Here is a 26,241-nt window from a genome sequence, read left to right on the forward strand (position 1 = left end):
CGTGAAGCGCTATGGCTACGACGAGATCTTGAAGCACGTTTTTTGGATTGTAGACGTGGGGATGAGAAACATTGCAAAACTATACGGCTAATACTTCTCATGTGCTGTGAGAATCTTACCTTAGCACGAGCAATGAAGCATTTAGTTTCACTATAGGCATTTTTAAACAGAGCGTTAACCTGTGCCTGGCATTCGGCCCAATCAACTTCTGGACGTGTTGATTCAGCATTTGAATCTATGATGATAAGCATCTCCCGCTCTGGTATGTCAAAAGCTGGATTATTCATTCAATGTATCCTCTTTGAGTTAATGTATTAAAGTGGAAGAATTGTCACCACAAAGCTTAGTGATGTCAACTAAGTAATTTATTAATAACCTATTGATTTATAACAAAATCAACACCAATCAACATCGATTTATTTTCAAATGTTGGCCTGTTCTAATGTACGTCACATGACGTTCAGGCGCTATCGTCAGCTCCGCCCGAACCTCCTGCGCGAAGTCATCGTCTGGGTTTTCCTCCAGCCAGCGCCGCATGGTCATCCATTTTGCGGCTTCGTACCTGTCCCAGCCTTCCTGATCAGCCAGCACCATTTCAACCAGGTCATAGCCCTGTTGATCGAAAGACGCAACCAGACTGGGCAGAGTGAGAAAGTCTGCAATCGACGAGACGCCGCAGGCCTGGGCTGTCTCCTCCGTCGCGGGTACCCGACGCCAGTACGGTTCGCCGATGAGCATTATTCCCCCGGGCTTGAGGCTTTTTGCCAGCAGATCCATTGTCCCGGCTACGCCACCCGCAATCCAGGTTGCGCCAACGCAGGCCGCCACGTCACATTTTTCATTTGCGACGTAGCCGGCCGCGTCGTTATGAATGAAATGGACGCGTTCGCTGACGCCGAGTTCCTCTGCGCGCAGCGTGGCCTGCGCGGTGAAGAGCGGGCTCATATCGATGCCGGTACCGGTAATACCGTAATCACGTGCCCATGTACAAAGCATCTCTCCCGAGCCGCTACCGAGATCGATAATGCATGTGCCTGGCTTCATGCGTAACACCCGGCCCAGTGTCGCGTACTTCTCTGGCGTAAAGGGGTTATGAATGCGGTGTTCGCTTTCGCTAACAGTAAAAATACGTGGGATATCCATCATCCTCTCCTCAACGATTATCAGGCTGAGCGCGAACGTTATTCAGCCCGGTGGTGTTAATGCGGTAGGGCTGGCCGTTAACGGATTTGATCAGCTTTTTGGTTTTGAGCTTTTTGAAAACGGCGAGCGTGCAGTCAGCCAGCAGTAGCCCTTCGCGGCTATAGCATTCAACGGCGGTGACGCGGCCGGAGGTATCGCGGACGTGCACAATACGGCCACCTTTGGCGAGAACGTGTAAGGTACGTTGTTCCTGACGGGATAAATTCATACTGGAAAACCTGTTTAATCATCATGTGCAAAACGTGCAAACACATAGCGGTGTCCGCATACGATTTCGGCGCATTGATAATCAGTCCGGCCTGGAAAGGTCGGGAAGCTGATTATCGGATGATTACATTCTCCAGCATCAAAGCCTCGGTTTGAGTTGATAGGTATTTACGGGGTGAATGATAACACCTGGTTATTGTCAGTGAATACCCAGGGGTGAAAAATGTGATCCCGGTTGGTATCGGGCTGAGGAGAGGGGATCATTCCTGGCCGCTCTTAATTTTGCTGTCGACCTGAGGCTGTGGTTTGCTGAAAAGATATCCCTGCACAAGCTCGCAACCCAGAGCCTGAAGCCGCTCAAGCTGCTCTTCGGTCTCAACGCCCTCGGCAATGACGCCCATATTAAGGCTTTTAGCCATACCGGTAATCAGCTTCACAATATTAAGCGCATCTTCTTGCGTAGATATCGGATTGACAAAAGATTTATCGATCTTGATTTTATCAAAATTCAGTTCGCTGAGTCTGGAGAGCGACGAATAACCTGTGCCAAAATCATCAATAGAAATTCTTACGCCCAGTGAGCGTAGTTTTTTGAGGATCGCAATGGGGTTATTTCTGTCACTGAAGAGGGAAGACTCTGTGACCTCTAACTCAAGACGGTTAGCCGGGAGCCCGGTCTCAGCCAGAACGGACTGCACCGTATTAATAAATGATTTGCTGCCCAATTGAACAGGCGAGACGTTGACGGAGATCCTGGCCGGAACAGCCCAGGAGACCGCCTCCCTACAGGCCAGTTTAAGTACAGTTTTACCTATCTCGTTGATCATGCCTGTTTTTTCAGCGGCGAAAATAAAGCTATCCGGGGAGAGCATCCCCTTGACGGGGTGCATCCAGCGAATAAGCGCTTCATAGCCGTAAATTTCCTTGCTGACGGAATTCACAATAGGCTGGTAATAAACAATAAACTCATCATTCTCTATTGCTCTTGCCATATCATTTTCAAGGGTTCTGCTTTCCTGCAACTTCTGTAGCATTCGCTGGCGGAAGACTTTGATTTGCTGAGAACCTTCTTTCTTGGCTTCATAGAGCGCCAGATCGGCAAATTTATAAAGGTAATCTGAACGTCGTTCGTTATCCGATAAAACAATACCCACACAGGTGGCTATTTTTATAAGTTGATTATTAATTGTATAGGGCTTGCTGATGCTATCACTGATTTCTCGCGCGCGTGAAACGGCTGCGGCTTCGGTTAAGCCACTGGAGAGAAAAGCAAATTCGTCACCGCCCAAACGATAAAATGTCTCTGAAAAGCGGCTCAAAGCGTTAAGGCGCGTGGATACCTCACGTAACAGTAAATCGCCAGCATCATGACCGTAGGTATCATTCACCTCTTTGAACCGGTCTAAATCGAATAACATCACCGTGACCGAAATATGTTTTTCCTCAGCCTGTAGATTAAGTTTATTGAGATCATCCCAGAAGAAAAGACGGTTTTTCATGCCGGTAAGGGAGTCATGATAAACATCGTATTCCAGTTTTGTATTCTGGATTTGCAGGGTTTCTTTGGACAGCTGAAGTTCTTCAGCCAGCGTTTTAACCTGTGTATGTGCTTTGAGAATGTTTTTATTTTGATAGATAATCAAAAAGCCCAGTATGAAGCTTAAAATAACCAGTAACAGCGAAAGTGCTGAATAAATATAATACAGAACCTGTATTTTTAGGTTAGTTTCATTGATTGTATTAACATCTTTTGTTAAAGCCGTTGATGAAAGCTGGCTTAGCGGTGCATCCAGTAAATGCATATTTTTCAGATAGAGCTTTAACTCTGAACGGCTCATTTTCTCAAGATGACCATCCAGATAGTTCAGTATATTTTCCAGGCGTAAGGCGAGCACCTGATGCGCTTTCGCGCTGTTTATATAACGACCCAGGCCGCCCTCTTTCAATAAATCATTCTGGCTCAGCATGATTTCCAGGCGCATGCGAACCTGGTCTACCGTAACGTCATCAGTCTCGGTTGCGTACAGTCCAATCCATGATTCAAATCGGTAATATTCAGATACCAGTTGGGCTACAGACCAGGACTCAGTGTAGTGAGTCAATTTTTGCAACTCCTGCTGACGGTCGTAGACAAGAAAGGCTATATATCCCGTAGTGATAAAAAGAGAAAAAATGATACCAACCAGTATCCTGTTCATTATGTTCTCCTGAACTACTATTCAATCTTCATTTTGCTGACCTGCCAGGCCGATCGCGAGTAATAAATCTGATTATTGAGTTCAGGAAGACTGTCATAAGGGTAGACGATGAATGACGGACCTTTATCGCGGATGCGCATATATTCGCCATTGACCTTTAACGCCAGGATGGCGTTGTATTTCTGGAAGTCGCTGAGAGGGATGACGGTAGTATAATCATTGAGTGCAACCACATTCAGAACAGAACCCTTAGCACCCACATACTCCATGAGTTTGCGCATCGGGATACCCTCAAACTTCGTGCGGCCATTATACCAGGGAGAGGTCGTCTGGAAACTCACCATCCCCAGTTTTTCCAGGCTGGCAATATCAAAAACGGCTTTTCCATTTTCGTTCGTATTTTCTATATTACCGGTAATGGTTAAGATGGGTTTGCCCACAGGCTTTGGCAGTTCGCCAGCCCAGCTTAAACTTTGTACCAAAAAGCAGCACAGCATTAGGATTATTCGCATATTGGCCTCCTCTTTTTAACAGAAGTATAAGAATTATAAGTTATTTATCCTATAAGTTTGTCTATTTTGTTGAACGCCATGGCTTTTTGCAAACGATACTTCATTAAATGTATTAAAATCAAATGGATAATCGTTGTTTGCCCCGTGATTGCAGACCTCTGGCTGGAGTTTACGTTTTTTAAAACATAAAAACTCAGTGTAATTAGCCACCCGGGTTTAAAAAATGATCGCTTTGATTTATTGATATATTTACGCACCCCCATTTTTTATCAATGGTGGCATCGTTAAGATGAATTTATTTGTACAAAGAATGATAACGCACCTTCAATGTGAGGGAATAAGAGAGTGCGCATACCTCTGACGTCGTTGGCAGGGATTTTCGGTTAACCCGTCTCCAGCATACTGAAACTGACGATCCGCGAGCGCCCCAGCTCTTTCGCCCGGTAAAGCGCCACATCTGCTGCGCGCAGCAGGTCGTCGCTTTGGGCGTGCTGCGGGTAACTGGCTATCCCGATCGACACATCCACCGGGCCAATCTCAGCAAGCCCATAGCGCAGCGACAGCGTATGGACGCCGTTATAAATCTCCGTTGCGCAGGCGTGAGCCTCTTCCTCATCCGCACCCGTTAGCAGCACCAGAAACTCTTCGCCACCAAAGCGGAAGGCCAGGCCGGCATCGTGCACGGCACGCTGAACAATTGTCGCCACGCTCTTAATCACATGATCGCCAGCCTCATGGCCGAAGCGATCGTTAATGCTTTTAAAGTGATCGATGTCGATCATCATGCAGCTCACCGGCTCATCATTGCGCATTGCCTGAGCTATCTGAGTGCGCAGGGTATCTTCCAGGTGGTGGCGGTTACGCAAGCCGGTGAGCGGGTCGAATAGCGCTTTTTCCAGCAGGGCATCGCGCAGACGCTGGTTGGCCAGCGCCAGACCCAGGGCTTCCGCCATTAATTCGAGATATGCGCGGGACGGCGCCGTTTCAGGCGTGATGTTCTGAAACGACAGCAAACCAATGGCTTCCCCCTGCGCAATGAGCGGCACGCACAGTGAACTGTCTTTTTGTGATTCAGGCAGATGCTGGCAACCGATATCCGGCTCGCCGTTGACCGGTGGGTGGCTCTGACCACGGCGTATGGCCCAGCATTGATCGGGGTGGAAAGCATTTTTTTCTCCCTGTGGAGATAACCATTCCGCCGCACAGCGCATCTCCCACGGGTTTCGATCCAGGATATACAGACGTCCGGCGATACCCGGCGCAATGTTGGGAGCAAACAGCTCTGCCACCTCAATCACGTCGCTGACGTTCTCGCACCCCTGCAAGCGCTGGGTCATTCGCGCGAGCAGCTCGCGGATGGCCCAGTCTGCGTCGCGTTCTTTTTCAAGCCGCTGCCTTGCCAGCCCGTTCTCGCGGAAAATGCGAATGGCCTGCGCCATATCGCCTATCTCATCGACCTGGTTGAAATTGGGCGTTTCGACGCCGTAATCCTGTGAGGCCAGGCGGTGAACCACATCGCTGAGGCGCACTACCGGGCGCAGCACGCGGTGCTTGAGAATAAAGCCCATCACGAATAAGAAGAGCAGGGCGGTCAGGCCGACCATCACCTCTGAGGCGGTACGCAGCGTTTTCGACGTGTTGGTCGCTGCCTGGACATCGGCAATAATGCGCTTATCCAGCAGCATACGAAAATGGTCAATCTTGCTCTGGGCGCGTTCCGTTTCAAGTTCGTAGATTTTGCCGAAGAGTAACGCAATGGCCTGTTGTTCCTCACCCCGGGCGACGCTGGCAATTGCTGCCTGCTGTTCATCCTGTAGGCCATCAACAATCTTCAGCCCTTCATACAGCAGCGCCAGCTCTTCGCCCGTTGCGCCCGTATCTTTTAACTGTCCCACTTTGTGTTCAATATTCTTCAGTTCACCTTCTTTCGCCTGGTACGCTTTCAGCACATCGGGCTCTTTTTTGATGGCGTAAAGGCGCGCTAAATCGGAGAGCATCCAGGTTTCTGCTTCAATCTCTTCCGTAAGCTGGTCAAAAATTTGTCGTTGCTTAACAGCCTGACGCTCTACGTTGTCGGCATGGGAAGCCATCAGCATGACGATACCGGAGGCAATGGTCAGGCACACCGTGACACCATAGGCCCAGTTTGTGATCGTGGCGATTCGCACCTGTTGGATCCTTCTACGACAAATGTGGAAGAGCGTTCATTTCAGATTATAGAAAACCCCTGATTTATCGCGAAAAAAAAGGCGGCACAGGGCCGCCTGACAAAACGCGTTTCGTTAGAGATCCGGAGGGTTTTTTCCCTCTTCGATAAAGTCTGCGTCCAGCTCCTCGGCGTTGCCTGCGTGGTCGCGGCCGGAGAAGAGGTTCCAGCAGGCGATAAACAGGGCGGCAATCAGCGGCCCAATCACAAAACCATTAATGCCGTACAGCTCCATACCGCCGAGCGTGGTGATCAGTATCAGGTAGTCCGGCATTTTGGTGTCTTTGCCCACCAGCAGCGGACGTAAAAGGTTGTCCACCAGCCCGACGATAATGACAAAAAAGCCCACAATGAACAGACCCTGCCACAACTGGTGAGTGGCAAACAGGAAGATCGCGGCGGGAACCCAGACGATAGCCGAGCCGACGGCGGGCACCAGGGAGAGGAACGCCATCAGCGCTCCCCACAGTACGCTACCGTCAATACCGACGATGGCAAAGGCGATACCGCCAAGCGTACCCTGAACCACTGCCACGACCGCCGTACCTTTTACCGTGGCTCGTGAGACGCCGACAAACTTAGCGAACAGGTGCTGTTTGGCGAAGTCAGACAGCGGCAGCGAGTCGAGGATCTGGCGCACCAGATAGGGCCCGTCTTTGAGCAGGAAAAACAGCAGGTACAGCATAATGCCGAAGCTAATAGCAAAGCCGAACGTCCCTTTACCAATCAGGAACGCGCTTCCCGCCAGATACTGTCCACCCTGTAACGCGACATCGGAAAGCTTTTTCTGAATCTGCGCGGCGTTGGTCAGGTTGTGATCCGCCAGGAAGCCGCTGGCCCAGTCCGGCAGGCGATTGAAGATACCGGCGATGACTTCCGGGAACTGCGTGTTGTTCTGTTGCAGCTTGGTGTAAACCATGTTCAGTTCCACCGCGAGCGAGGAAAGGATCACCATCAACGGAATAAACACGATCAGGCAGATAATGCCGAGTGTAAGGAGGGAAGCCAGCCCGTTGCGATCGCCCAGCGCGGTACGCAGTTTGTTTTTCACCGGGTTGAAAATGATGGTCAGGATCGCGGCCCACAGAATCGCCGAGAAATAGGGAGACAGCACGTCAAAGAAAGCCCAGGTAACAAGGGCCAGGATGAGAATAAAGAAACCTTTGGTCAGTCCGTTAAATCGCATAGTGAGTCCTGGTGAAGAAGAAACTGTGTCGACTATAGAACTGATTTAAAGATTTACCAATAATTGCGCCGAAGTCGTGCCGGGTGGCTTTTTGTTAACAATCGCGGTATAACACCCTTCTTTGGATGTTTAGATGTCCATACGTTTAGAAGGTAATATGCAAACAGAACAACAAAACGGGCAGCTTAAGCGCACCATGAAAACCCGTCACCTGATTATGCTCTCGCTGGGGGGCGTTATCGGCACAGGGTTATTCTTCAATACCGGATACATCATTTCGACAACCGGCGCGGCGGGCACGCTGCTGGCGTATCTTATTGGTGCGCTGGTGGTCTGGCTGGTTATGCAGTGTCTGGGCGAGCTTTCCGTAGCAATGCCGGAAACCGGCGCGTTCCACGTCTACGCCGCTCGTTATCTCGGCCCGGCGACAGGGTATACCGTGGCGTGGCTCTACTGGCTTACGTGGACAGTGGCGCTGGGATCGAGCTTTACCGCAGCCGGGTTCTGTATGCAGTATTGGTTCCCGCAGGTTCCCGTCTGGACGTGGTGCGTCGTCTTTTGCGTGGTGATTTTTGCTCTTAACGTCATTTCCACGCGCTTCTTCGCCGAAGGGGAATTCTGGTTCTCGCTGGTGAAAGTCATCACCATCATCGCCTTCATTATTCTCGGCGGGGCGGCGATCTTCGGTTTTATCCCGATGCAGGACGGTTCACCGGCGCCGGGCTTAAACAACATTACTGCCGAAGGCTGGTTCCCGCACGGCGGTCTGCCGATCCTGATGACCATGGTGGCGGTCAACTTTGCCTTCTCCGGAACGGAGCTTATCGGCATCGCGGCAGGAGAAACGGAAAACCCACACAAGGTTATTCCGGTTGCTATTCGCACCACCATCGCCCGGCTCATCATCTTCTTTATTGGCACCGTGTTTGTGCTGGCGGCGCTGATCCCGATGCAGCAGGCTGGCGTGGAGAAAAGCCCGTTCGTGGTGGTGTTTGAAAAGGTCGGCATTCCGTATGCGGCGGATATCTTTAACTTCGTGATCCTGACGGCGATCCTCTCGGCGGCGAACTCGGGCCTGTATGCCTCTGGCCGTATGCTGTGGTCTCTGTCTAACGAGAAAACGCTGCCGCGCTGCTTTGCCCGCGTCAACAAAAACGGCGTGCCGCTGACGGCGCTCTCCGTTTCCATGCTGGGTGGCGTGCTGGCGCTGTTCTCCAGCGTGGTTGCGCCGGATACGGTGTTTGTGGCCCTGTCAGCCATTTCCGGTTTTGCGGTGGTGGCGGTGTGGATCAGCATCTGCGCGTCACACTTCGTGTTTCGTCGCCGTCACGTGCAGTCCGGGCAGCCACTTTCGGCGTTGCAGTATCGCGCGCCATGGTATCCGCTGGTGCCCGTGCTTGGCTTTATCCTCTGTCTGGTGGCCTGCGTCGGCCTGTGGTTTGACCCCAGCCAGCGTATTGCCCTTTATTGCGGGCTTCCGTTTGTCGCCCTGTGTTATGGTGCGTACTACCTGACCCGAAACCTGACCACGCAGGAGCCTGAACATGTCGCAGAATAATCCGCTTACCGCCCTCCTTGAAAACCAGCCGTTTGTCGTGCTGGATGGGGCGATGGCAACGGAGCTGGAAGCGCGCGGTTGTAACCTTGCCGACAGCCTCTGGTCGGCCAAAGTGCTGATGGAAAACCCGGAGCTGATCCGGGACGTGCACCTCGACTATTACCGCGCGGGGGCACAGGTGGCGATCACCGCCAGCTATCAGGCCACGCCTGCGGGCTTTGCCGCACGCGGGCTGGACGAGGCGCAATCCCGGGCGTTGATTGGCAAAAGCGTAGAGCTGGCACGCAAAGCGCGGGAAGCGTACCTGGCAGAGAATGCGCAGGCGGGCACGCTGCTGGTGGCGGGGTCGGTAGGGCCGTACGGCGCGTACCTTGCCGATGGATCTGAATATCGCGGCGATTATGTGCGTCGCGCTGAAGAGTTCACCGCGTTCCACCGTCCCCGCGTGGAGGCGCTGCTGGATGCGGGCGCGGATCTGCTGGCCTGTGAAACGCTGCCTTCTTTCCCGGAGATTAAGGCGCTGGCGGTGTTGCTGACGGCGTATCCTCGCGCCCGGGCATGGTTCTCATTTACCCTGCGTGACAGCGAGCATCTGAGTGACGGGACGCCGCTGCGGGATGTCGTTTCTGCGCTCGAAAGCTACCCACAGGTTGTCGCGCTGGGGATCAACTGTATCGCGCTGGAAAACACCACCGCGGCGCTGACGCATCTGCACAGCCTGACGTCGCTGCCGCTGGTGGTCTATCCGAATTCCGGCGAGCATTATGATGCGGTGAGCAAAACCTGGCATCACCACGGTGAAGCCTGCGAGACGCTGGCGGGGTATTTACCGCAGTGGCTGGATGCCGGTGCGAAGCTGATTGGCGGCTGCTGTCGCACCACGCCGCAGGATATTGCTGCGCTGACGGTTCAGCGCTGAGGTCTTTGCCGGGTGGCGGCTGCGCCTTACCCGGCCTACAAATTGCACGAACCGTAGGCCGGGTAAGCGCAGCGCCACCCGGCGAAACAACCGCACAAAATTCACTATCCTTTCCCGCTTTTTTTCTAAAAACTAATCGTCATTAGCGATTCTTTTTTATTCCTTTATCAAATTTCTCGCGCCGGAAATACTGCCCTTATAACAACAAGGGGAGCAGGCACTATGGCAATTTCATCGCGAATCACATTACTCGGCGCACTGGCGCTGTGGGCATTTCAGGCGCAGGCGGTGGACGTCACCGTCGCGTATCAGACTTCCGCTGAGCCGGCGAAAGTCGCGCAGGCGGATAACACCTTCGCCAAAGCGAGCGGGGCGAATGTCGACTGGCGCAAGTTCGACAGCGGCGCGGCGATTGTGCGGGCGTTAGCCTCGGGCGATGTGCAGATTGGCAACCTGGGCTCCAGCCCGCTGGCGGTGGCTGCCAGCCAGCAGGTGCCGATTGAAGTCTTCCTGCTGGCGTCGCAGCTCGGAAATTCCGAAGCGCTGGTGGTGAAGAAAAGCATCACGAAACCCGAAGATTTGATCGGCAAACGCATCGCGGTGCCGTTTATCTCCACCACGCATTACAGCCTGCTGGCAGCGCTGAAACACTGGGGCATTAAGCCGGGCCAGGTGCAGATCATTAACCTGCAACCTCCGGCGATTATTGCCGCCTGGCAGCGTGGCGACATCGATGGAGCATACGTCTGGGCGCCCGCCGTCAACGAGCTGGAAAAAGAGGGCACCGTGCTGACCGACTCCGAAAAAGTGGGGCAGTGGGGCGCGCCAACCCTTGACGTCTGGGTCGTACGGAAGGACTTTGCCGAGAAACACCCTGAAGTGGTGAAAGCCTTCGCCAAAAGCGCCATCGACGCACAGCAGCCATACATCAGCAACCCGGATGAATGGCTGAAACATCCCGCCAACCTGGAGAAGCTCTCACGTCTGAGCGGCGTGCCGGAAGCTGACGTGCCGGGGCTGGTAAAAGGCAACACCTATCTGACGCCTGCGCAGCAGATCCAGCAGTTGAACGGGCCGGTGAGCAAAGCGATTGTCGACACTGCCACGTTCCTGAAAGAGCAGGGCAAAGTGCCTGCGGTGGCGGCGGATTACAGCCAGTTCGTGACCGATCGCTTTGTGAAATAAGGGGGCTGCAATGCTGAACATTACAAACCTGTCTGCCGATTACGGCGGCAAACCCGCCCTGGAAGAGATCAACCTGACGCTGGACAGCGGTGAACTGCTGGTGGTGCTAGGGCCGTCCGGCTGCGGGAAAACGACGCTGCTGAACCTGATCGCCGGGTTTGTACCGTATCAGCACGGCACGATCCAGCTGGAAGGAAAACGGGTAACGGGGCCGGGCGCAGAGCGCGGCGTGGTCTTCCAGAATGAAGGATTACTCCCGTGGCGAAACGTTCAGGAAAACGTTGCGTTTGGTCTGCAACTGGCCGGTGTAGCGCGTGAACAGCGCCTGAGTACGGCGCGCGATATGCTGAAAAAGGTCGGGCTGGAGGGGGCTGAAAAACGCTTTATCTGGCAGCTTTCAGGCGGGCAGCGTCAGCGCGTCGGGATCGCCCGTGCGCTGGCGGCTAACCCACAGTTGCTGTTGCTGGACGAACCTTTCGGGGCGCTGGATGCCTTCACCCGCGAGCAGATGCAAACCCTGCTGCTGCGCCTGTGGCACGAAACCGGCAAGCAGGTGCTGTTAATCACCCACGATATCGAAGAGGCCGTGTTTATGGCGACGGAGCTGGTGCTGCTCTCACCGGGGCCGGGACGCGTGCTGGAGCGCCTGCCGCTTGAGTTTGCCCGCCGCTATGTGGCGGGAGAGCCGGTACGCAGCATCAAATCCGATCCGCTGTTTATTGAACAGCGTGAATACGTCTTAAGCCGCGTGTTTGAGCAACGGGAGGCGTTCTCATGAGCATTGTTTTCAGTGAAAAAACGCGGCTGACGCGCCTTGCCTTACGCTGGCCGTTCTCTCGCCAGCTCACCTTAAGCCTCAGCACGCTGGTGGGGCTGCTGGCGGTATGGTGGGCGGTTGCCGCGCAGCAGTGGGTCAGCCCGCTGTTTCTGCCCCCGCCAGGCCAGGTTCTGGAAAAACTAATTACTATCGCCGGGCCGCAGGGCTTTATGGATGCCACGCTCTGGCAGCATTTAGGCGCCAGTCTGATGCGTATTCTGGTGGCGCTGCTGGCGGCGGTCATTATTGGCGTTCCGGTGGGGATCGCGATGGGACTGAGCCCGACGGTACGCGGCATTCTCGACCCGCTGATAGAGCTTTACCGTCCCGTCCCGCCGCTGGCTTATTTGCCCCTGATGGTGATCTGGTTTGGCATCGGCGAGACGTCAAAGATCTTACTGATATACCTGGCGATATTTGCGCCGGTAGCCATGTCGGCCCTGGCTGGCGTAAAGAGTGCGCAGCAGGTACGCATACGTGCGGCGCAGTCGCTCGGCGCCAGCCGCGCGCAGATACTGCTGTTCGTCATTATACCAGGCGCGCTGCCGGAGATACTGACCGGGCTGCGCATCGGCCTTGGGGTGGGCTGGTCTACGCTGGTGGCGGCAGAGCTGATAGCCGCCACGCGCGGCCTTGGGTTTATGGTGCAGTCGGCGGGAGAGTTCCTGGCGACTGACGTGGTACTGGCAGGGATCGCGGTGATCGCCGCGATTGCCTTTGGATTAGAACTGGGACTGCGCGCGCTACAGCGTCGCCTGACGCCCTGGCATGGAGAAATACAATGAGTGAACGACTGACCATTACCCCGCTGGGGCCATATATTGGCGCGCAGGTGTCGGGCCTGGACGTAACCCGTCCGCTGAGCGATAACCAGTTTGAGCAGCTGTACCACGCGGTGCTGCGTCATCAGGTGGTATTCCTGCGTGAACAGGCCATTACCCCGCAGCAGCAGCGCGCGCTGGCCCTGCGTTTTGGCGACCTGCATATCCACCCGGTCTACCCGCATGCGGAAGGGGTGGAGGAAATTATCGTGCTGGACACCCATAACGATAACCCGCCCGATAATGACAACTGGCACACGGACGTTACCTTTATCGACACACCGCCAGCCGGGGCGATTCTGGCAGCAAAACAGCTGCCGGAAACGGGTGGGGATACGCTGTGGGCCAGCGGGATTGCTGCGTTTGAGGCGCTCTCCGCGCCGCTCCAGACCCTGCTGAGCGGCCTGCGGGCGGAGCATGACTTCAAAAAATCGTTCCCGGAGTACAAGTACCGTAAAACGAAAGAGGAACATCAGCGCTGGCTGGATGCGGTCGCAAAACATCCCCCGCTGCTGCACCCGGTGGTGCGGACCCATCCGGTGACGGGCAAACAGGCGCTGTTTGTGAATGAAGGGTTCACCACGCGCATCGTGGACGTAGCGGAAAAAGAGAGTGAGGCGCTGCTTGGCTTCCTGTTCGCGCACATCACCAAACCGGAGTTCCAGGTGCGCTGGCGCTGGCAGGAGAACGATCTGGCGATCTGGGATAACCGCGTCACGCAGCATTACGCCAATGCGGATTACCTGCCGCAGCGAAGGATTATGCAGCGGGCGACGATCCTGGGGGATAAGCCGTTTTATCGTGCGCCTTGATTGCCGGGTGGCGGCGTTGCCTTACCCGGCCTACGTTTAATTGTAGGCCCGGTAAGCGCAGCGCCACCGGGCAACGGAGCTAAAGGTGTGCTTCTATATACCGCTGATAGCGGTTTGCCTTCAGATAACACAGATCCACCAGCACCAGCCCGTCGATACAGTTATTGAACGCCGGATCGCTGCCGAAATCGATAAACTGCACGCCGCCTGGCTCGCATAGCTCGGAATACTGTTTATAGAGCGGCGGGATGCCGCAACCCAGGTTGCCGAGCAGGGATTTCAGCTTTGTCAGGTCATCCACGTAATCCACCCCGCCAAACTGTGCCAGCACGTCCGGAAGTGAGGCCGGGTAGGGTTGACGCGAGGCGGCTAAGGGATGGCTGGCCGGAAACCAGAGACGATAAAACGCCACCAGCAGATCCCGTGCGGCAGGCGGTAAGCCGCCGGAGATGGACACCGGACCAAACAGGTAACGGTAATGGGGATAGCGTGCCAGATAGGCGCCAATGCCTGACCACAGATAGTCCAGACCGCGACGCCCCCAGTAGCGCGGCTGTATAAAGCTGCGCCCCAGCTCAATACCGTGCTCAAGTATGTCCTGCATTTTTTCGTCGTAGTGGAACAGGCTGTAGCTGTACAACCCCTCGACGCCGCGCTTTTCCACCTGCATGGCCGTTGGCATAAAGCGGTACGCGCCGACAATCTCCAGGTCATCGTCATCCCACAGAATAAGGTGCAGATAGTCATCATCGTAGCTGTCGGTATCCCGGCGCTTCCCGCTGCCTTCCTCCACGGCACGAAAGGCAATCTCGCGCAGCCGCCCCAGCTCGCGCAGCAGAGGCGCCTCTTCCTGCCCGTTGCGCTGCCAAAGATAGATGGCCTTACCATCGCTCGTTTTGCCCAGACACTCGACCTGCGCCAGTTCGCGCTTGAGCGTCGCCCTGTCTTCCGGGCGGGCAATGGCGCACTGGGTTTTAAAGACGCCAGGCAATCCCTTGCCAAGACGTATCACGTGCTGACGACACTGCTCGGCCATCTCACGCGATGAAAGGGTAGAACTAAACCGGTCATTCCAGGCAATCTGCTGGCCGATTTTGATCGGCAGCTGACTGTGACGGCGGCGAAACATCTGTTGCATCAGCAGCAGCATGGATACCGTTGGCGAGACCAGGGTACTGGCATAAAACAGCAGGCTGTTGTGCGCCTGGATATGTACCGGGAGTAGCGGCACCCGTAGTTTGCCGGCCAGCTTGATAAAGCCCGGATGCCATTTTTTATCGCGGATGCCTTTGCGCGTTGGGCGGGAAACTTCGCCCGCCGGAAAGAAGATCAGCACGCCGGCGTTTTGCAGGTGCTGCTCCATCTGTATCAGCGAGGCTTTTGCGGTTCTGCCGCCCATATTATCCACGGGAATAAATAATGAGCTGAGGGGCTCAAGGTGGGACAGCATCCTGTTGGTAACAACCCTGACGTCGCGGCGCACGCGGGAAACGGCATACAGCAGCGCCAGCCCATCCAGGGTGCCGGTGGGGTGGTTCGCTATCACAATGAGTGGGCCGTGTTCGGGGATTTGTTCGAGGTCGCGGGCGGAAACGGAGCAGTGAATATCAAGGTGTTCCAGTACCTGCTCCACCATATCCAGCCCTTTCAGGTGACGGTGGCTGGCGGCAAACTGCTGAAATTCGTCTTCGTGAAGCAGTCTTTTTAACAGACTTTTTTGCCAGGGTGCGGGCCTCGCCTGAGGCCAAAGGTCATCAAGAACGCTGTCGAGACTAAACATTGATCACTCCTCCTGCCGTCTTGCCCAGACAGTAGAAGGAGGAGATGTCGTTTGTATTGCAGTTTGGTGAAGATTAGTGCAGAGAGCAGGCCGGGTAAGGCGAAGTCGTTACCCGGCGCTAAAGCGGATTAACGCAGAATTTTCTTCTCAGCCAGATCCAGCGCGAAATAGCTGAAGATCAGATCCGCGCCCGCGCGTTTGATCGCCCCCAGGCTTTCGAGGATCACTTTCTCTTCGTCGATGGCACCCGCCTGCGCGGCGAATTTGATCATCGCGTACTCGCCGCTCACCTGGTAGGCGCCCAGCGGCAGTTCGGTGCGTTCGCGAATGTCGCGCAGGATATCCAGGTATGCGCCAGCAGGTTTCACCATCAGGCAGTCAGCGCCCTGGGCTTCATCCAGCAGAGACTCACGAATCGCTTCGCGGCGGTTCAGCGGGTTCATCTGATAGGTTTTACGATCGCCTTTCAGCGCCGTGCCGGCTGCTTCACGGAACGGGCCGTAGAAAGAGGAGGCAAATTTGGTGGAATAGGACATGATGGCGGTGTCGGTGAAGCCCGCAGCGTCAAGCGCCTGACGGATCGCCTGTACCTGCCCATCCATTGCCGCAGAAGGCGCAATGAAATCCGCACCCGCAGCGGCGGCAACTACCGCCTGCTTGCCCAGATTCAGCAGGGTCGCATCGTTGTCCACGCCGTGATCGCACAGCACACCACAGTGGCCATGAGAGGTGTATTCGCAGAAGCAGGTATCGGACATGACGATCATCTCCGGCACACTCTCTTTGCAGATGCGCGACATGCGGGCGACGAGGCCGTCTTCTTTCCAGGCATCGCTGCCGGTCGCGTCAGTGTGGTGGGAGATACCGAACGTCATTACCGAGCGGATGCCCGCATTCGCAATGCGTTCGATCTCGCGGGCCAGATGCTTTTCAGGAATGCGCATCACGCCCGGCATCGCGTCGATGGCTTTGTAGTCATCGATCTCTTCTTCAACAAAAATCGGCAACACCAGATCGTTTAAGGTCAGTGTTGTCTCTTCAAACATGGCGCGCAGTGCGGGAGACTTGCGCAGGCGACGGGGACGTGCAATTAAATCGGTCATGGTATGCCTGATGTTTGTGGAACAAAGAGGTATAGTGTACCTGAAAGCAGGGAGCGGTGTTTTACTAAAGTTGTCTTTTAGATTTTCGAAATCGACTAATATTCGCTGTATGTATTTTGTCTATATTATAAAACTTATTCTGGTGTTCAGCGTGGTGTTTAATATTGGTGAGGTTTCTATATTGGTTCGGGATTATAAATATAAATGATTTATTGCTTTTTATTATATGTGCCGAAGCAACTAAAGTGGTTTGCAATCACTTGAATTTATAATATTTATTCATAATGATTGATATTTCCATGGGTTTATAAGCTTATTTGTCTGAATACGGACTTAATGGAATCATTCATTGAACCTTTTCGAAGTGAAACTGCATAATTCCTTCCGCAATTTAATGTTGCTAAATGATTTGATGGACAAACTTGCTTACGTCCCTGAGGAGGGATGACCCAATGCAAATATGGAAAAAGAAACTGGTTGTATCACAACTTGCATTAGCCTGCACACTGGCTATCGCTTCTCAGGCCAATGCGAAAGATATATCCGGCACAACATATAATACTTTTGGCTATGACAATACCGCGTCCACGCCCTGGTATTATGGTTATGCTGACTGGGATTATTCAGATGCCACACATGATGGTGACATTTATCCAGTCATCAATAAATCAACCGTAAACGGAGTTATTTCGACATACTATCTTGATGATGGTGTCAATGGCCGTGCGAACGCGTTGAGTATTTCTAACAGCACCATTAACGGCATGATCACGTCAGAGTGTATGACCACGACGTGTGCAGATGGCGTGGATACTGACGGTACCACTCATACCCAGTATGATCGTTTTAGCCTGACTGTTGATAACTCCACCATCAACGATACCTACGAGCATTACGCCTACGATGTCGTCAATGGTGAAACCACTGAAACGCATTATCTGGACACCTATGGTCTGGGTAACGCGATCACGCTGGACGTTGAATCTGATATCGTTATTCAGAACAACTCCCATATCGCGGGCATCACGCTGACGCAGGGTTATCAGGAGCTGGATAACACGCCATACGACGGTGTTGAAGGGGTTGCTAACAGCAGCAATATCTTTACCGATACGCTGGTGGTGAAAGATTCTGTGCTGACCTCTGGTGCGTACAGCGATCTGGGTACCAGTGGCTTCTACGGTCAAACGGCGAAGCCGAGCGACTACGGTGAAACCAACGCCACGGCTGCGGATGATGCGGCGCTGATCGTTGTTGCTGGCGCGTCTGATAACGCTATGCAGACCACCGCTACCTTCGATCACTCTACCATTACCGGCGACATCCTTTTCGCCAGCACCTTTGATAACAACTTCTACGAGAATGGCGATCCGGCAACGGATACCACCGATGACGGCGTCTATAACCCAACTACCAACGGCTGGGATGATACCGACAAGCTGGATGTCACGCTGACCAACGGCAGTAAATGGGTTGGCGCCGCGCAGTCCAGCGTTGAAGCCATCGGCACGGCGCAGATGTATGGTGAAGGCTACAGCGATGTAGACTGGCACACGCTTTCTCCAAACAGCATCTGGCCTGATTCTACCTTTGACAGCAACGGTCATGTTGCAGGTGAAGAAGTTTATCAGAGCGGCCTGTTCAACGTGGCGCTGGATAACGGTTCCGAGTGGGATACCCGTAAGATCTCCAACATCGACGCGCTGACGGTGAACAACCAGTCTCAGGTCAATGTTGAAAACTCCGGCCTGCTGGCAGATTCCATCACCCTGACCAATGCGTCTAGCCTGAATATTGGCGACAGCGGTGGTGTGGCTACCGACAGCCTGTATCTGGATAGCTACAGCCGTGCTGCACTCACTGAAGAGACAGCTGAGCTGTATGCCAACACCATTACCGTGGACAACGGTGCAGAGCTGGCGCTGGGTCTGGGTCAGGTTGATACGCACAATATGGTGCTGACCGATGGCGGTGTGCTTAACGTTGCCAGCCGTGATTATGTGCTGAACAGCGACCTGAACAACGCACGCTATATCACCAACGATCGCTCTAAAGCGGACTACGACTATGGTGTTGTCGCGCTGAACTCTGACGGCCATCTGGCGGTGAACGGTGACGTTGCCGGTAACTATAAAGTGCGCATCGACGATGCGACCGGCGCAGGCTCCGTAGCTGACTACGAAAACAAAGAGATCGTTCGCGTCTATGACAATAACGCGGATACCGCTGCCAGCTTTACTGCGGCAAACAAAGCTGATTTAGGTGCATACACCTATCAGGCGCAGCAGAAGGGCGACACCGTTGTTCTCCAGCAGGAAGAGCTGACTGACTACGCCAACATGGCGCTGAGCATTCCTTCTGCTAATACCAACATCTGGAATCTGCAACAGGATACCGTGGGTACCCGTCTGACCAACAGCCGTCATGGCCTGGCAGATAACGGCGGCGCATGGGTGAGCTATTTCGGCGGCAACTTTGACGCGGATAATGGCACCGTTAGCTACGATCAGGACGTAAGCGGCATTATGGTAGGTCTGGATACTCAGATCGACGGTAATAACGCGAAGTGGATGGTCGGTGGTGCGGCTGGTTTCGCGAAGGGTGATATCAGCGATCGTACTGGTCAGGTCGATCAGGACAGCCAGACTGCGATGATCTACGCGTCGGCGAAGTTCATGAACGACATCTTCCTCGACAGCTCCCTGAGCTACACCCGCTTCAACAACGACCTCTCTGCTACCATGAGCAACGGTCAGTATGTTGACGGTAATACCACGACTGACGCCGTTGGTTTCGGGATGAAACTGGGCTATGACTGGAAACCAAACCTGTCTGGCTACGTCACGCCTTACGCGGCGATCTCTGGCCTGTTCCAGTCCGGTGATGACTACCAGTTAAGCAACGACATGCGTATCGATGGTCAGTCTTACGACAGTATGCGTTATGAACTCGGCGTGGATGCAGGTTATACCTTCAACTACGGCGGCGAGCAGGCATTAACGCCTTACTTCAAACTGGCTTACGTGTATGACGATGCCGACAACAATGCTGATATCAATAATGACAGCATTGATAACGGCGTGGAAGGCTCTGCGGTTCGCGTGGGACTGGGCACTCAGTTCAGCTTCACGAAAAACTTCAGTGCTTACACTGATGCGACTTATCTGGGCGGCGGCGACGTTGACCAGAACTGGGGAGCAAACCTGGGTGTGAAATATACCTGGTAAGAGAAAAGCGCGGGGGATTTTTCCCCCGCTTTTTTATGTGCTTTAAAAATAATAAAGAACCGACAGATACAGATGACTTGAGGTATGCATGAACGTTAATGCGAAACCACTTTCTGAATTAAGCCGGCTCATAAAGTGTCTGGAAGTCGCCGGTACCCCATTTAAGATCGAACCACAACAATTAATAACTACCGGCAATAATGATGATGAACCATTGACCGTTGTCATACAATCCGGCCTGACGGCCGTCCACCGTAAATCAGACGAATTACTTATGGGTATTGCGCGGGCACCGTATATCCACGGTTTAAGCGCATGGATAAATGAAAACTATCTTGAATATTCTTTGATGGCACAGACGCCTTGTACCGGATTTTATTTACCGGCATCTGACGCGTACCAGCTTATTCAGGACGCGCAACTTTGGCAAGAGGCTTTCTGCTGGCTGTCATGGCTTAACCATTTATTGGGAAAACGTGACATGCAGTTGGTCGGAAATAATTCCTATAGCCAAATCCGGGCGATGCTGATCAATATGGCCGAGTGGGATGACACGCTACGTTCAAAAATTGGTGTTATGAATCATATTCAGCGTAGCACTCGTATTTCTCGTTCGGTCGTTGCTGAGGTTCTGGCGGCGCTGCGACAGGGGAACTACATCAATATGAGCCGGGGCAAACTGATCAGTATCAACCGTTTGCCCACGGACTATTGAGATCAGTTAGAGGCCGTAAGCACCTGCGCTTTATTGGCGCTCAGCTCGGCCACCAGGTTATTTATGCCATCACTCATATTCACGAAGCGTGTATTTGGCGACCGGGTGACCACCACAAAAGCGCCTACGTTTGATTGCGGAATCATCGCCATGTAGGTGATGAATCCGCCACCTCCACCGGTTTTTTGAATAATCCCAGGTCGGCCATCTTTTGGCGCCATATACACCCAGCCCATGCCGAGGGCATCGGCTTTACCTGGAACATCCATGCCAATGACGCGTCGTAGCTGAGCACGCTGGTAGATGAGCGTCTGCATTCGGTCGGCCTGATTGCTACGCGCGTAAAAATCCGATGAGAGGAACTGTTGCATCCAGCGCATCATGTCGCCAGGCGTAGAGTAAACGCCACCGCTGCCAATGGCGGCCAGCGTGTTATTGCACGGGCTGGCCCCTTTTTCCGCCACCATCAGACGCTTGCACTGGTCCGGGGAAGGGGTGTAAGTGGTATCTTTCATCCCGAGCGGACGCGTGATCTGCTCTTCAAACAGTTGAGGGTAAGGCTTACCCGACGCCGTCGCTAAAGCGTCGGCCAGCAGATCAAACGCCAGGTTAGAATAGCCGGCCTGCGAGCCCGGGGCCGATTTCAGGGTTGCTGTGCTCAGGTAGTTCCAGCGTTGCTCGCGGGTTGGCCAGACAAAGACAGGGCGATGCGCAGCGCCACCGGGCTGTTCTCGCGGCAGGGCGCTGGTATGGGTCGCCAGATTCACCAGTCTGATCGGCGTTCCCTGATATGTCGGAACGCGAGCGCCGGCCGGTGCATATTTGCTAAGCGGATCGTCGAGTTTCACCACGCCCTGATCGAGCAGTTTCACCAGCATTTCGCTGGTCATCAGCTTGGTTATCGATGCGACACGGATAACGGAATCCAGCTGCGGACGAATGTTATTTCCCGGTCGTGTTTCACCGAAGCTGCGAAACACCCGCTGGTTACCGTCGATCACGACCAGCGCCATTCCCGTCGCACCGCTGCCGTAATAAATAAGGTTCGCGTAGCGATCGGCAATGTCAGAGGCCAGAACCGGGGCCGTCAGAGGCTGTGCTGCCTGGGCGGTGGACAGGCTCACCGCACACAGCGCGGCGATAGAGAGCAGACAACGTTTCAACGAAAAGCATCCATCAAGTGAATAAGGAAAGTTACGGGTAGTTATACTACTAATCGGCGTCGGGCAATGGCCCGATTTGCATAACGATAGCGAGAAAAACGTAACCGTGGGTAAATTTGAACAATTTACTTGCGGCGTGGCTCCCATTTTGTGACATCGACCGTATGATAGACGCTACGATCGCTGTTGCGAATGAAACGCACCGAAACAATTCCTGAAAACTGTGAAGCGAACTAATAATTCACCCGCAGGTCTCACTTTTTTGCCTGAGCCGGGAGTCTGGCACAGGCAAGGTTTCGTGTGGCGATATGTTGAACACAGCAACAGCCATAACAACAAGAAGGAAGCACAATGTTTAAGTCTTTTTTCCCAAAGCCGGGGCCCTTTTTCCTGTCGGCATTTATTTGGGCACTGCTGGCTGTCATTTTCTGGCAGGCCGGTGGCGGCGCGTGGCTGACCCGTCTTACGGGGGCAACGGGTGACATTCCCATTAGCGCAGCGCGCTTCTGGTCCATGAGCTATCTGCTTTTCTACGCTTATTACGTGCTCTGCGTAGGGCTTTTTGCCATGTTCTGGTTCGTCTATTCTCCTCACCGCTGGCAATACTGGTCGATTCTCGGCACGTCGTTAATCATCTTTGTCACCTGGTTCCTGGTGGAGGTGGGCGTAGCGGTCAACGCCTGGTATGCGCCGTTTTACGATCTGATCCAGACGGCGCTGAGTTCGCCGCATAAAGTGACCATTAACCAGTTCTACCATGAGGTGGGGATCTTCCTCGGCATCGCCCTTATCGCCGTGGTGATTGGCGTGATGAATAACTTTTTCGTCAGCCACTATGTGTTCCGCTGGCGTACCGCGATGAACGAACACTATATGGCGCACTGGCAGCACCTGCGGCATATCGAAGGTGCCGCACAGCGTGTGCAGGAAGACACCATGCGTTTTGCCTCTACTCTGGAAGATATGGGCGTGAGCTTTATCAATGCCATCATGACGCTGATCGCCTTCCTGCCGGTGCTGGTGACGCTCTCGTCGCACGTTCCGGAGCTGCCGATTGTCGGCCATCTGCCATACGGCCTTGTGATTGCTGCGATTGTCTGGTCGCTGATGGGAACGGGGCTGCTGGCGGTGGTGGGGATCAAGCTGCCGGGGCTGGAGTTTAAAAACCAGCGCGTGGAAGCGGCCTACCGTAAAGAACTGGTGTATGGCGAAGACGATGCCAACCGTGCGTCACCGCCTACCGTGCGTGAGCTGTTTGGCGCCGTACGACGTAACTATTTCCGCCTCTATTTTCATTACATGTATTTCAATATCGCGCGCATTCTTTATCTTCAGGTTGATAACGTTTTCGGGTTGTTCCTGCTGTTCCCGTCCATCGTTGCGGGTACGATTACGCTCGGTCTGATGACCCAAATCACCAACGTCTTTGGTCAGGTTCGTGGTTCGTTCCAGTATCTGATCAGCTCCTGGACTACGCTGGTGGAGCTGATGTCCATCTACAAACGTTTACGCAGTTTCGAGCGTGAGCTGGACGATAAGGACGTGCAGGAAGTCACCCATACATTAGGTTAAAAAGGAATTGCTATGCCATTTGCCGTACCACGTGCATTACCGCTGACGTTACTCGCCGCTTTCGTGCTGGCGGGCTGTGCCGAAAAAGGGGCTGCCCCGCTCAAAGAAGGGGAGAAGCCCGTTGATGTGGCGAGCGTGGTGCGGCAAAAAATGCCCGCCAGCGTGAAGGATCGCAGTGAGTGGGCTGATGCGCTGGCCGCGACCTTCAAAAGCCAGAAGATCGCGCCTACCGAGGAGAATATCTGCTCGGTGCTCGCGGTGGCGCAGCAGGAATCGATGTATCAGTCAGATCCTGTAGTGCCTGGCCTGAACAAAATCGCCTGGAAGGAGATCGACCGCCGGGCCGAATCGATGCATATCCCGGTTTTCCTGGTGCATACCGCCCTTAAAATCACCTCGCCAAACGGTAAAAGCTACAGTGAACGGCTGGATACGGTGAAAACCGAGAAACAGCTTAGCGCCATTTTCGATGATTTCATCAATATGGTGCCGATGGGGCAGAAGCTGTTTGGCTCGCTAAATCCGGTGCATACCGGCGGTCCGATGCAGGTCAGTATCGCATTTGCGGAAAAGCATACCGACGGCTATCCGTGGGATATCGACGGTACGGTACGTCAGGAGGTCTTCTCCCTGCGCGGTGGGCTGTGGTTTGGGACGTATCACCTGCTGAATTATCCGGCCAACTACGATAAACCGCTGTATCGCTTTGCCGACTTTAACGCGGGCTGGTATGCCAGCCGAAATGCAGCCTTCCAGAATGCGGTAAGCCGCGCCAGCGGTGTGAAGCTCGCTTTGGACGGCGATCTCATTGCTTACGGCAGCAGTGAGGCCGGGACCACCGAACGTGCGGTGCGAAAACTCTCGACGAAGCTGGAGATGAGCAACAGCGACATTCGCCGACAGCTGGAGAAGGGCGACAGCCTGGCGTTTGAGAAAACGGATCTGTATAAGCAGGTCTTTGCGCTGGCCGAGAAGAAAAGTGGAAAGGCTTTACCCAGAGCCATTCTGCCAGGCATTCAGCTGGAAAGCCCGAAGATCACGCGTAACCTGACGACCGCCTGGTTCGCGAAACGCGTTGACGATCGTCGGGCACGCTGTATGGGACTGTAATCAGTGGCGGTTGCGCCAGCGCAGGACAAGGGCAATCACGCCCAGAACCATGCTGCCCGCGAGGAAGGGAATGAGTCCAAATACGGTGCTCACGCCTAAACCGATTTCAACGCGCGGGCGGCCTGTATCCTGCACCTGCATCAGATGCTCATACACGCCAGGGGCATGCACCAGCATATTCAGCAGTTGGGTTCCTGCCCAGAAACAAAACAGAACAAACAGGGCATAGGCAATATTCCCCGCCGTGGAGGTTTTTGGTTGTTTTCCGCCAAAAATCGGTTTCGACAATGTAAAGTCTGCCATAAGACCTCCCGATAATATCACTCTGTTTTAATACGCGTCGTACAGGGTGAGTGTGACAGGTCATAGCATTTGTCAATATCAGAATCGTGGGAAATTCGGCTCAGGATTTCTCCTGGATTGTCGATTTCTGCATCACGTCACAAATTGATAACATAAGTGAAACTGCGCTGCATTTCAGAATTTACGTATCCGCCACAGACGCCATTATCAAACTGTGAGAGGATAGTTTTTTTTCTGCCGGAGTTGTCATGAAGCTCACTTCCAAATTACGCCGTGACTGGCATTACTACGCCTTTGCGATCGGGCTGATCTTTATTCTCAACGGTGTTGTCGGGCTGCTGGGATTTGAAGCGAAAGGCTGGCAAACCTATGCGGTTGGGCTGGTAACCTGGGTAATCAGTTTCTGGCTGGCGGGATTTATTATCCGCCGTCGTCCCGATGAGACGACGACGGCGGAGAAAGCTGACTAAGCGTTAGTTAACGGAACTTTTCAGGGCGCTGTCAGCGGCGTGGCGCTCCAGTGCCAGTTCAATCAGGCGGGTGATCAGTTCCGGATAGCTTATCCCGCTGGCCTGCCACAGCTTCGGGTACATGCTGATATTGGTAAAGCCCGGCAGAGTGTTGATTTCGTTAATCACCACCTCGTTATCCGGCGTCAGAAACACGTCGACGCGCGCCATCCCACAGCATCCCAGCGCCTGATAGGCTTCAACGGCGATCGCCCGGATCTTGTCGTTAACGTCGGGATCGAGCGCGGCGGGAACCACAACCTGGGCACCTTTGTCGTCAATATATTTGGTGTCGTAGGAATAGAAGTCACTGTTCAGTACCACTTCACCACAGGTACTCGCCTGCGGGAAGTCGTTGCCCAGTACGGCGCACTCAATTTCACGACCGTTAATTCCCTGCTCAACCACCACCTTATGGTCAAACTCAAAGGCCAGACGAACGGCATCGTTAAACTGCGCTTCGCTGGTGACTTTGCTGACGCCGACGGACGAGCCCTGATTCGCCGGTTTCACAAACAGCGGCAGGCCGAGTTGCGCCTGGATCTGCGCGAAGCTGTGTTTATCGCGGTTGGCGCGAGTGAGCGTCACGAACGGCGCAATATTCAGACCGGCGTCGCGCAGGAGACGTTTTGTGACGTCTTTATCCATGCAGGCGGCAGAGCCCAGCACATCGGAACCGACAAACGGCAGGTTCGCCATCCGCAACATGCCTTGCAGGGAGCCGTCTTCGCCCAGCGTGCCGTGAACGATAGGGAACACTACGTCAATCTGTGCCAGCGCCTGCGCGTTCCCGGCATCGATAAGCTGTCCCTGTTCCACGCCTGGAACCGTTGCGACGCTGATATCAGAAGGATTAAGGGCAATGTGCGCCGGATCGTCAGCGTGTAACAGATACTGGCTGGCATCGTTAACATGCCACTGGCCCTGTTTATCAATGCCCAGCAGCACCACGTCAAAACGGCTTTTATCAATCGCATCAACGATATTTTTAGCCGATTGCAATGACACCTCGTGCTCTGCCGATTTTCCCCCAAAGACAATACCTACGCGCTGCTTTGCCATCTCACTCTCTTCCAGTCTGACGAAAAGCCCATAACATACCACGATGCCCGGCGGGTTTCGCGGCCTTCTGCCA

22 protein-coding genes are annotated in these 26,241 nt (G+C 54.0%); 11 read left to right on the forward strand and 11 right to left on the reverse strand.

The features are described 5' to 3' along the window. Nucleotides 1–405: 405 nt before the first annotated feature. The 6 genes from LOC22_RS15345 to LOC22_RS15370 form a co-directional block, all read right to left on the reverse strand. Nucleotides 406–1,143 carry an SAM-dependent methyltransferase gene (locus LOC22_RS15345; protein ID WP_230239554.1) on the reverse strand — a complete coding sequence of 246 codons (738 nt, stop codon included), beginning with the start codon at nucleotides 1,141–1,143 and terminating at the stop codon, nucleotides 406–408. A gap of 10 nt (nucleotides 1,144–1,153) precedes the next feature. Further along, nucleotides 1,154–1,411, reverse strand: a complete 258-nt coding sequence (locus LOC22_RS15350) for a YjhX family toxin (protein WP_003863178.1) — start codon at nucleotides 1,409–1,411, stop codon at nucleotides 1,154–1,156. Nucleotides 1,412–1,670: 259 nt separating this feature from the next. Continuing rightward, a complete protein-coding gene (locus LOC22_RS15355) occupies nucleotides 1,671–3,608 on the reverse strand; it encodes a putative bifunctional diguanylate cyclase/phosphodiesterase (protein ID WP_032671391.1) in 1,938 nt (645 codons plus the stop codon). A gap of 17 nt (nucleotides 3,609–3,625) precedes the next feature. Beyond that, nucleotides 3,626–4,120 carry a molybdopterin-dependent oxidoreductase gene (locus tag LOC22_RS15360; RefSeq protein ID WP_023303170.1) on the reverse strand — a complete coding sequence of 165 codons (495 nt, stop codon included), beginning with the start codon at nucleotides 4,118–4,120 and terminating at the stop codon, nucleotides 3,626–3,628. 383 nt (nucleotides 4,121–4,503) lie between these two features. Continuing rightward, entirely contained in the window at nucleotides 4,504–6,288 is a 1,785-nt protein-coding gene (locus tag LOC22_RS15365; RefSeq protein ID WP_230239021.1) for a diguanylate cyclase, read from the reverse strand. Nucleotides 6,289–6,402: 114 nt separating this feature from the next. After that, entirely contained in the window at nucleotides 6,403–7,512 is a 1,110-nt protein-coding gene (locus tag LOC22_RS15370; RefSeq protein WP_017383139.1) for an AI-2E family transporter, read from the reverse strand. A 157-nt stretch (nucleotides 7,513–7,669) separates the two neighbouring features. Between LOC22_RS15370 and mmuP the strand changes: the two genes are divergently transcribed. The 6 genes from mmuP (at nucleotide 7,670) to tauD (ending at nucleotide 13,624) form a co-directional block, all read left to right on the forward strand. Then, on the forward strand, nucleotides 7,670–9,070 hold the full coding sequence (gene mmuP / locus LOC22_RS15375; RefSeq protein ID WP_047365298.1) for an S-methylmethionine permease: 1,401 nt from the start codon (nucleotides 7,670–7,672) through the stop codon (nucleotides 9,068–9,070). Continuing rightward, nucleotides 9,057–9,989: a homocysteine S-methyltransferase gene (gene mmuM / locus LOC22_RS15380; protein WP_062938216.1), complete on the forward strand. Its 933-nt coding sequence runs from the start codon at nucleotides 9,057–9,059 to the stop codon at nucleotides 9,987–9,989. The genes mmuP and mmuM overlap by 14 nt, the downstream gene beginning before the upstream one ends. 222 nt (nucleotides 9,990–10,211) lie before the next feature. Next, a complete protein-coding gene (gene tauA / locus LOC22_RS15385) occupies nucleotides 10,212–11,174 on the forward strand; it encodes a taurine ABC transporter substrate-binding protein (RefSeq protein WP_023303173.1) in 963 nt (320 codons plus the stop codon). Between the two features lie 10 nt (nucleotides 11,175–11,184). After that, nucleotides 11,185–11,952, forward strand: a complete 768-nt coding sequence (gene tauB, locus LOC22_RS15390) for a taurine ABC transporter ATP-binding subunit (RefSeq protein ID WP_017383143.1) — start codon at nucleotides 11,185–11,187, stop codon at nucleotides 11,950–11,952. Beyond that, a complete protein-coding gene (tauC, locus tag LOC22_RS15395) occupies nucleotides 11,949–12,776 on the forward strand; it encodes a taurine ABC transporter permease TauC (protein ID WP_230239022.1) in 828 nt (275 codons plus the stop codon). The genes tauB and tauC overlap by 4 nt, the downstream gene beginning before the upstream one ends. Further along, nucleotides 12,773–13,624 carry a taurine dioxygenase gene (gene tauD / locus LOC22_RS15400; protein ID WP_015571325.1) on the forward strand — a complete coding sequence of 284 codons (852 nt, stop codon included), beginning with the start codon at nucleotides 12,773–12,775 and terminating at the stop codon, nucleotides 13,622–13,624. Before tauC ends, tauD begins: the two co-directional genes overlap by 4 nt. 79 nt (nucleotides 13,625–13,703) lie before the next feature. Here the strand turns inward: tauD and LOC22_RS15405 are convergent, their stop codons facing one another. Together LOC22_RS15405 and hemB are read right to left on the reverse strand one after the other, a co-directional pair. Next, nucleotides 13,704–15,404: a lysophospholipid acyltransferase family protein gene (locus tag LOC22_RS15405; RefSeq protein ID WP_230239023.1), complete on the reverse strand. Its 1,701-nt coding sequence runs from the start codon at nucleotides 15,402–15,404 to the stop codon at nucleotides 13,704–13,706. 128 nt (nucleotides 15,405–15,532) lie between these two features. After that, nucleotides 15,533–16,507, reverse strand: a complete 975-nt coding sequence (gene hemB, locus LOC22_RS15410; protein WP_015571323.1) for a porphobilinogen synthase — start codon at nucleotides 16,505–16,507, stop codon at nucleotides 15,533–15,535. A 452-nt stretch (nucleotides 16,508–16,959) separates the two neighbouring features. Here hemB and LOC22_RS15415 point away from each other — a divergent pair, with 452 nt between their 5' ends. Both LOC22_RS15415 and LOC22_RS15420 read left to right on the forward strand, forming a co-directional pair. After that, nucleotides 16,960–19,734, forward strand: a complete 2,775-nt coding sequence (locus LOC22_RS15415) for an autotransporter outer membrane beta-barrel domain-containing protein (RefSeq protein WP_063135458.1) — start codon at nucleotides 16,960–16,962, stop codon at nucleotides 19,732–19,734. Nucleotides 19,735–19,822: 88 nt separating this feature from the next. Beyond that, nucleotides 19,823–20,449, forward strand: a complete 627-nt coding sequence (locus tag LOC22_RS15420; RefSeq protein WP_015571320.1) for a helix-turn-helix domain-containing protein — start codon at nucleotides 19,823–19,825, stop codon at nucleotides 20,447–20,449. A 2-nt stretch (nucleotides 20,450–20,451) separates the two neighbouring features. Here LOC22_RS15420 and ampH read toward each other — a convergent pair whose 3' ends face one another. Further along, a complete protein-coding gene (gene ampH, locus LOC22_RS15425) occupies nucleotides 20,452–21,612 on the reverse strand; it encodes a D-alanyl-D-alanine-carboxypeptidase/endopeptidase AmpH (protein WP_230239024.1) in 1,161 nt (386 codons plus the stop codon). A gap of 351 nt (nucleotides 21,613–21,963) precedes the next feature. Here ampH and sbmA point away from each other — a divergent pair, with 351 nt between their 5' ends. Together sbmA and LOC22_RS15435 are read left to right on the forward strand one after the other, a co-directional pair. Further along, nucleotides 21,964–23,184 (forward strand): peptide antibiotic transporter SbmA, encoded by a 1,221-nt coding sequence (sbmA, locus tag LOC22_RS15430; RefSeq protein ID WP_003859162.1) that lies wholly within the window; start codon nucleotides 21,964–21,966, stop codon nucleotides 23,182–23,184. A 12-nt stretch (nucleotides 23,185–23,196) separates the two neighbouring features. After that, nucleotides 23,197–24,294 (forward strand): DUF1615 domain-containing protein, encoded by a 1,098-nt coding sequence (locus LOC22_RS15435; RefSeq protein WP_017383149.1) that lies wholly within the window; start codon nucleotides 23,197–23,199, stop codon nucleotides 24,292–24,294. Here the strand turns inward: LOC22_RS15435 and LOC22_RS15440 are convergent, their stop codons facing one another. Then, nucleotides 24,295–24,597 (reverse strand): DUF2755 family protein, encoded by a 303-nt coding sequence (locus tag LOC22_RS15440; protein ID WP_003859159.1) that lies wholly within the window; start codon nucleotides 24,595–24,597, stop codon nucleotides 24,295–24,297. Between the two features lie 248 nt (nucleotides 24,598–24,845). On the opposite strand from LOC22_RS15440, the gene LOC22_RS15445 reads away from it, so the two are divergent. After that, nucleotides 24,846–25,067: a DUF2754 domain-containing protein gene (locus LOC22_RS15445; RefSeq protein ID WP_015571318.1), complete on the forward strand. Its 222-nt coding sequence runs from the start codon at nucleotides 24,846–24,848 to the stop codon at nucleotides 25,065–25,067. 3 nt (nucleotides 25,068–25,070) lie between these two features. Here LOC22_RS15445 and ddlA read toward each other — a convergent pair whose 3' ends face one another. Then, on the reverse strand, nucleotides 25,071–26,168 hold the full coding sequence (gene ddlA, locus LOC22_RS15450) for a D-alanine--D-alanine ligase (RefSeq protein WP_023296002.1): 1,098 nt from the start codon (nucleotides 26,166–26,168) through the stop codon (nucleotides 25,071–25,073). Nucleotides 26,169–26,241: the final 73 nt, after the last annotated feature.

The sequence above is a fragment of the Enterobacter sp. AN-K1 genome (genome assembly GCF_020971765.1).
GTDB lineage: Bacteria > Pseudomonadota > Gammaproteobacteria > Enterobacterales > Enterobacteriaceae > Enterobacter > Enterobacter hormaechei_C.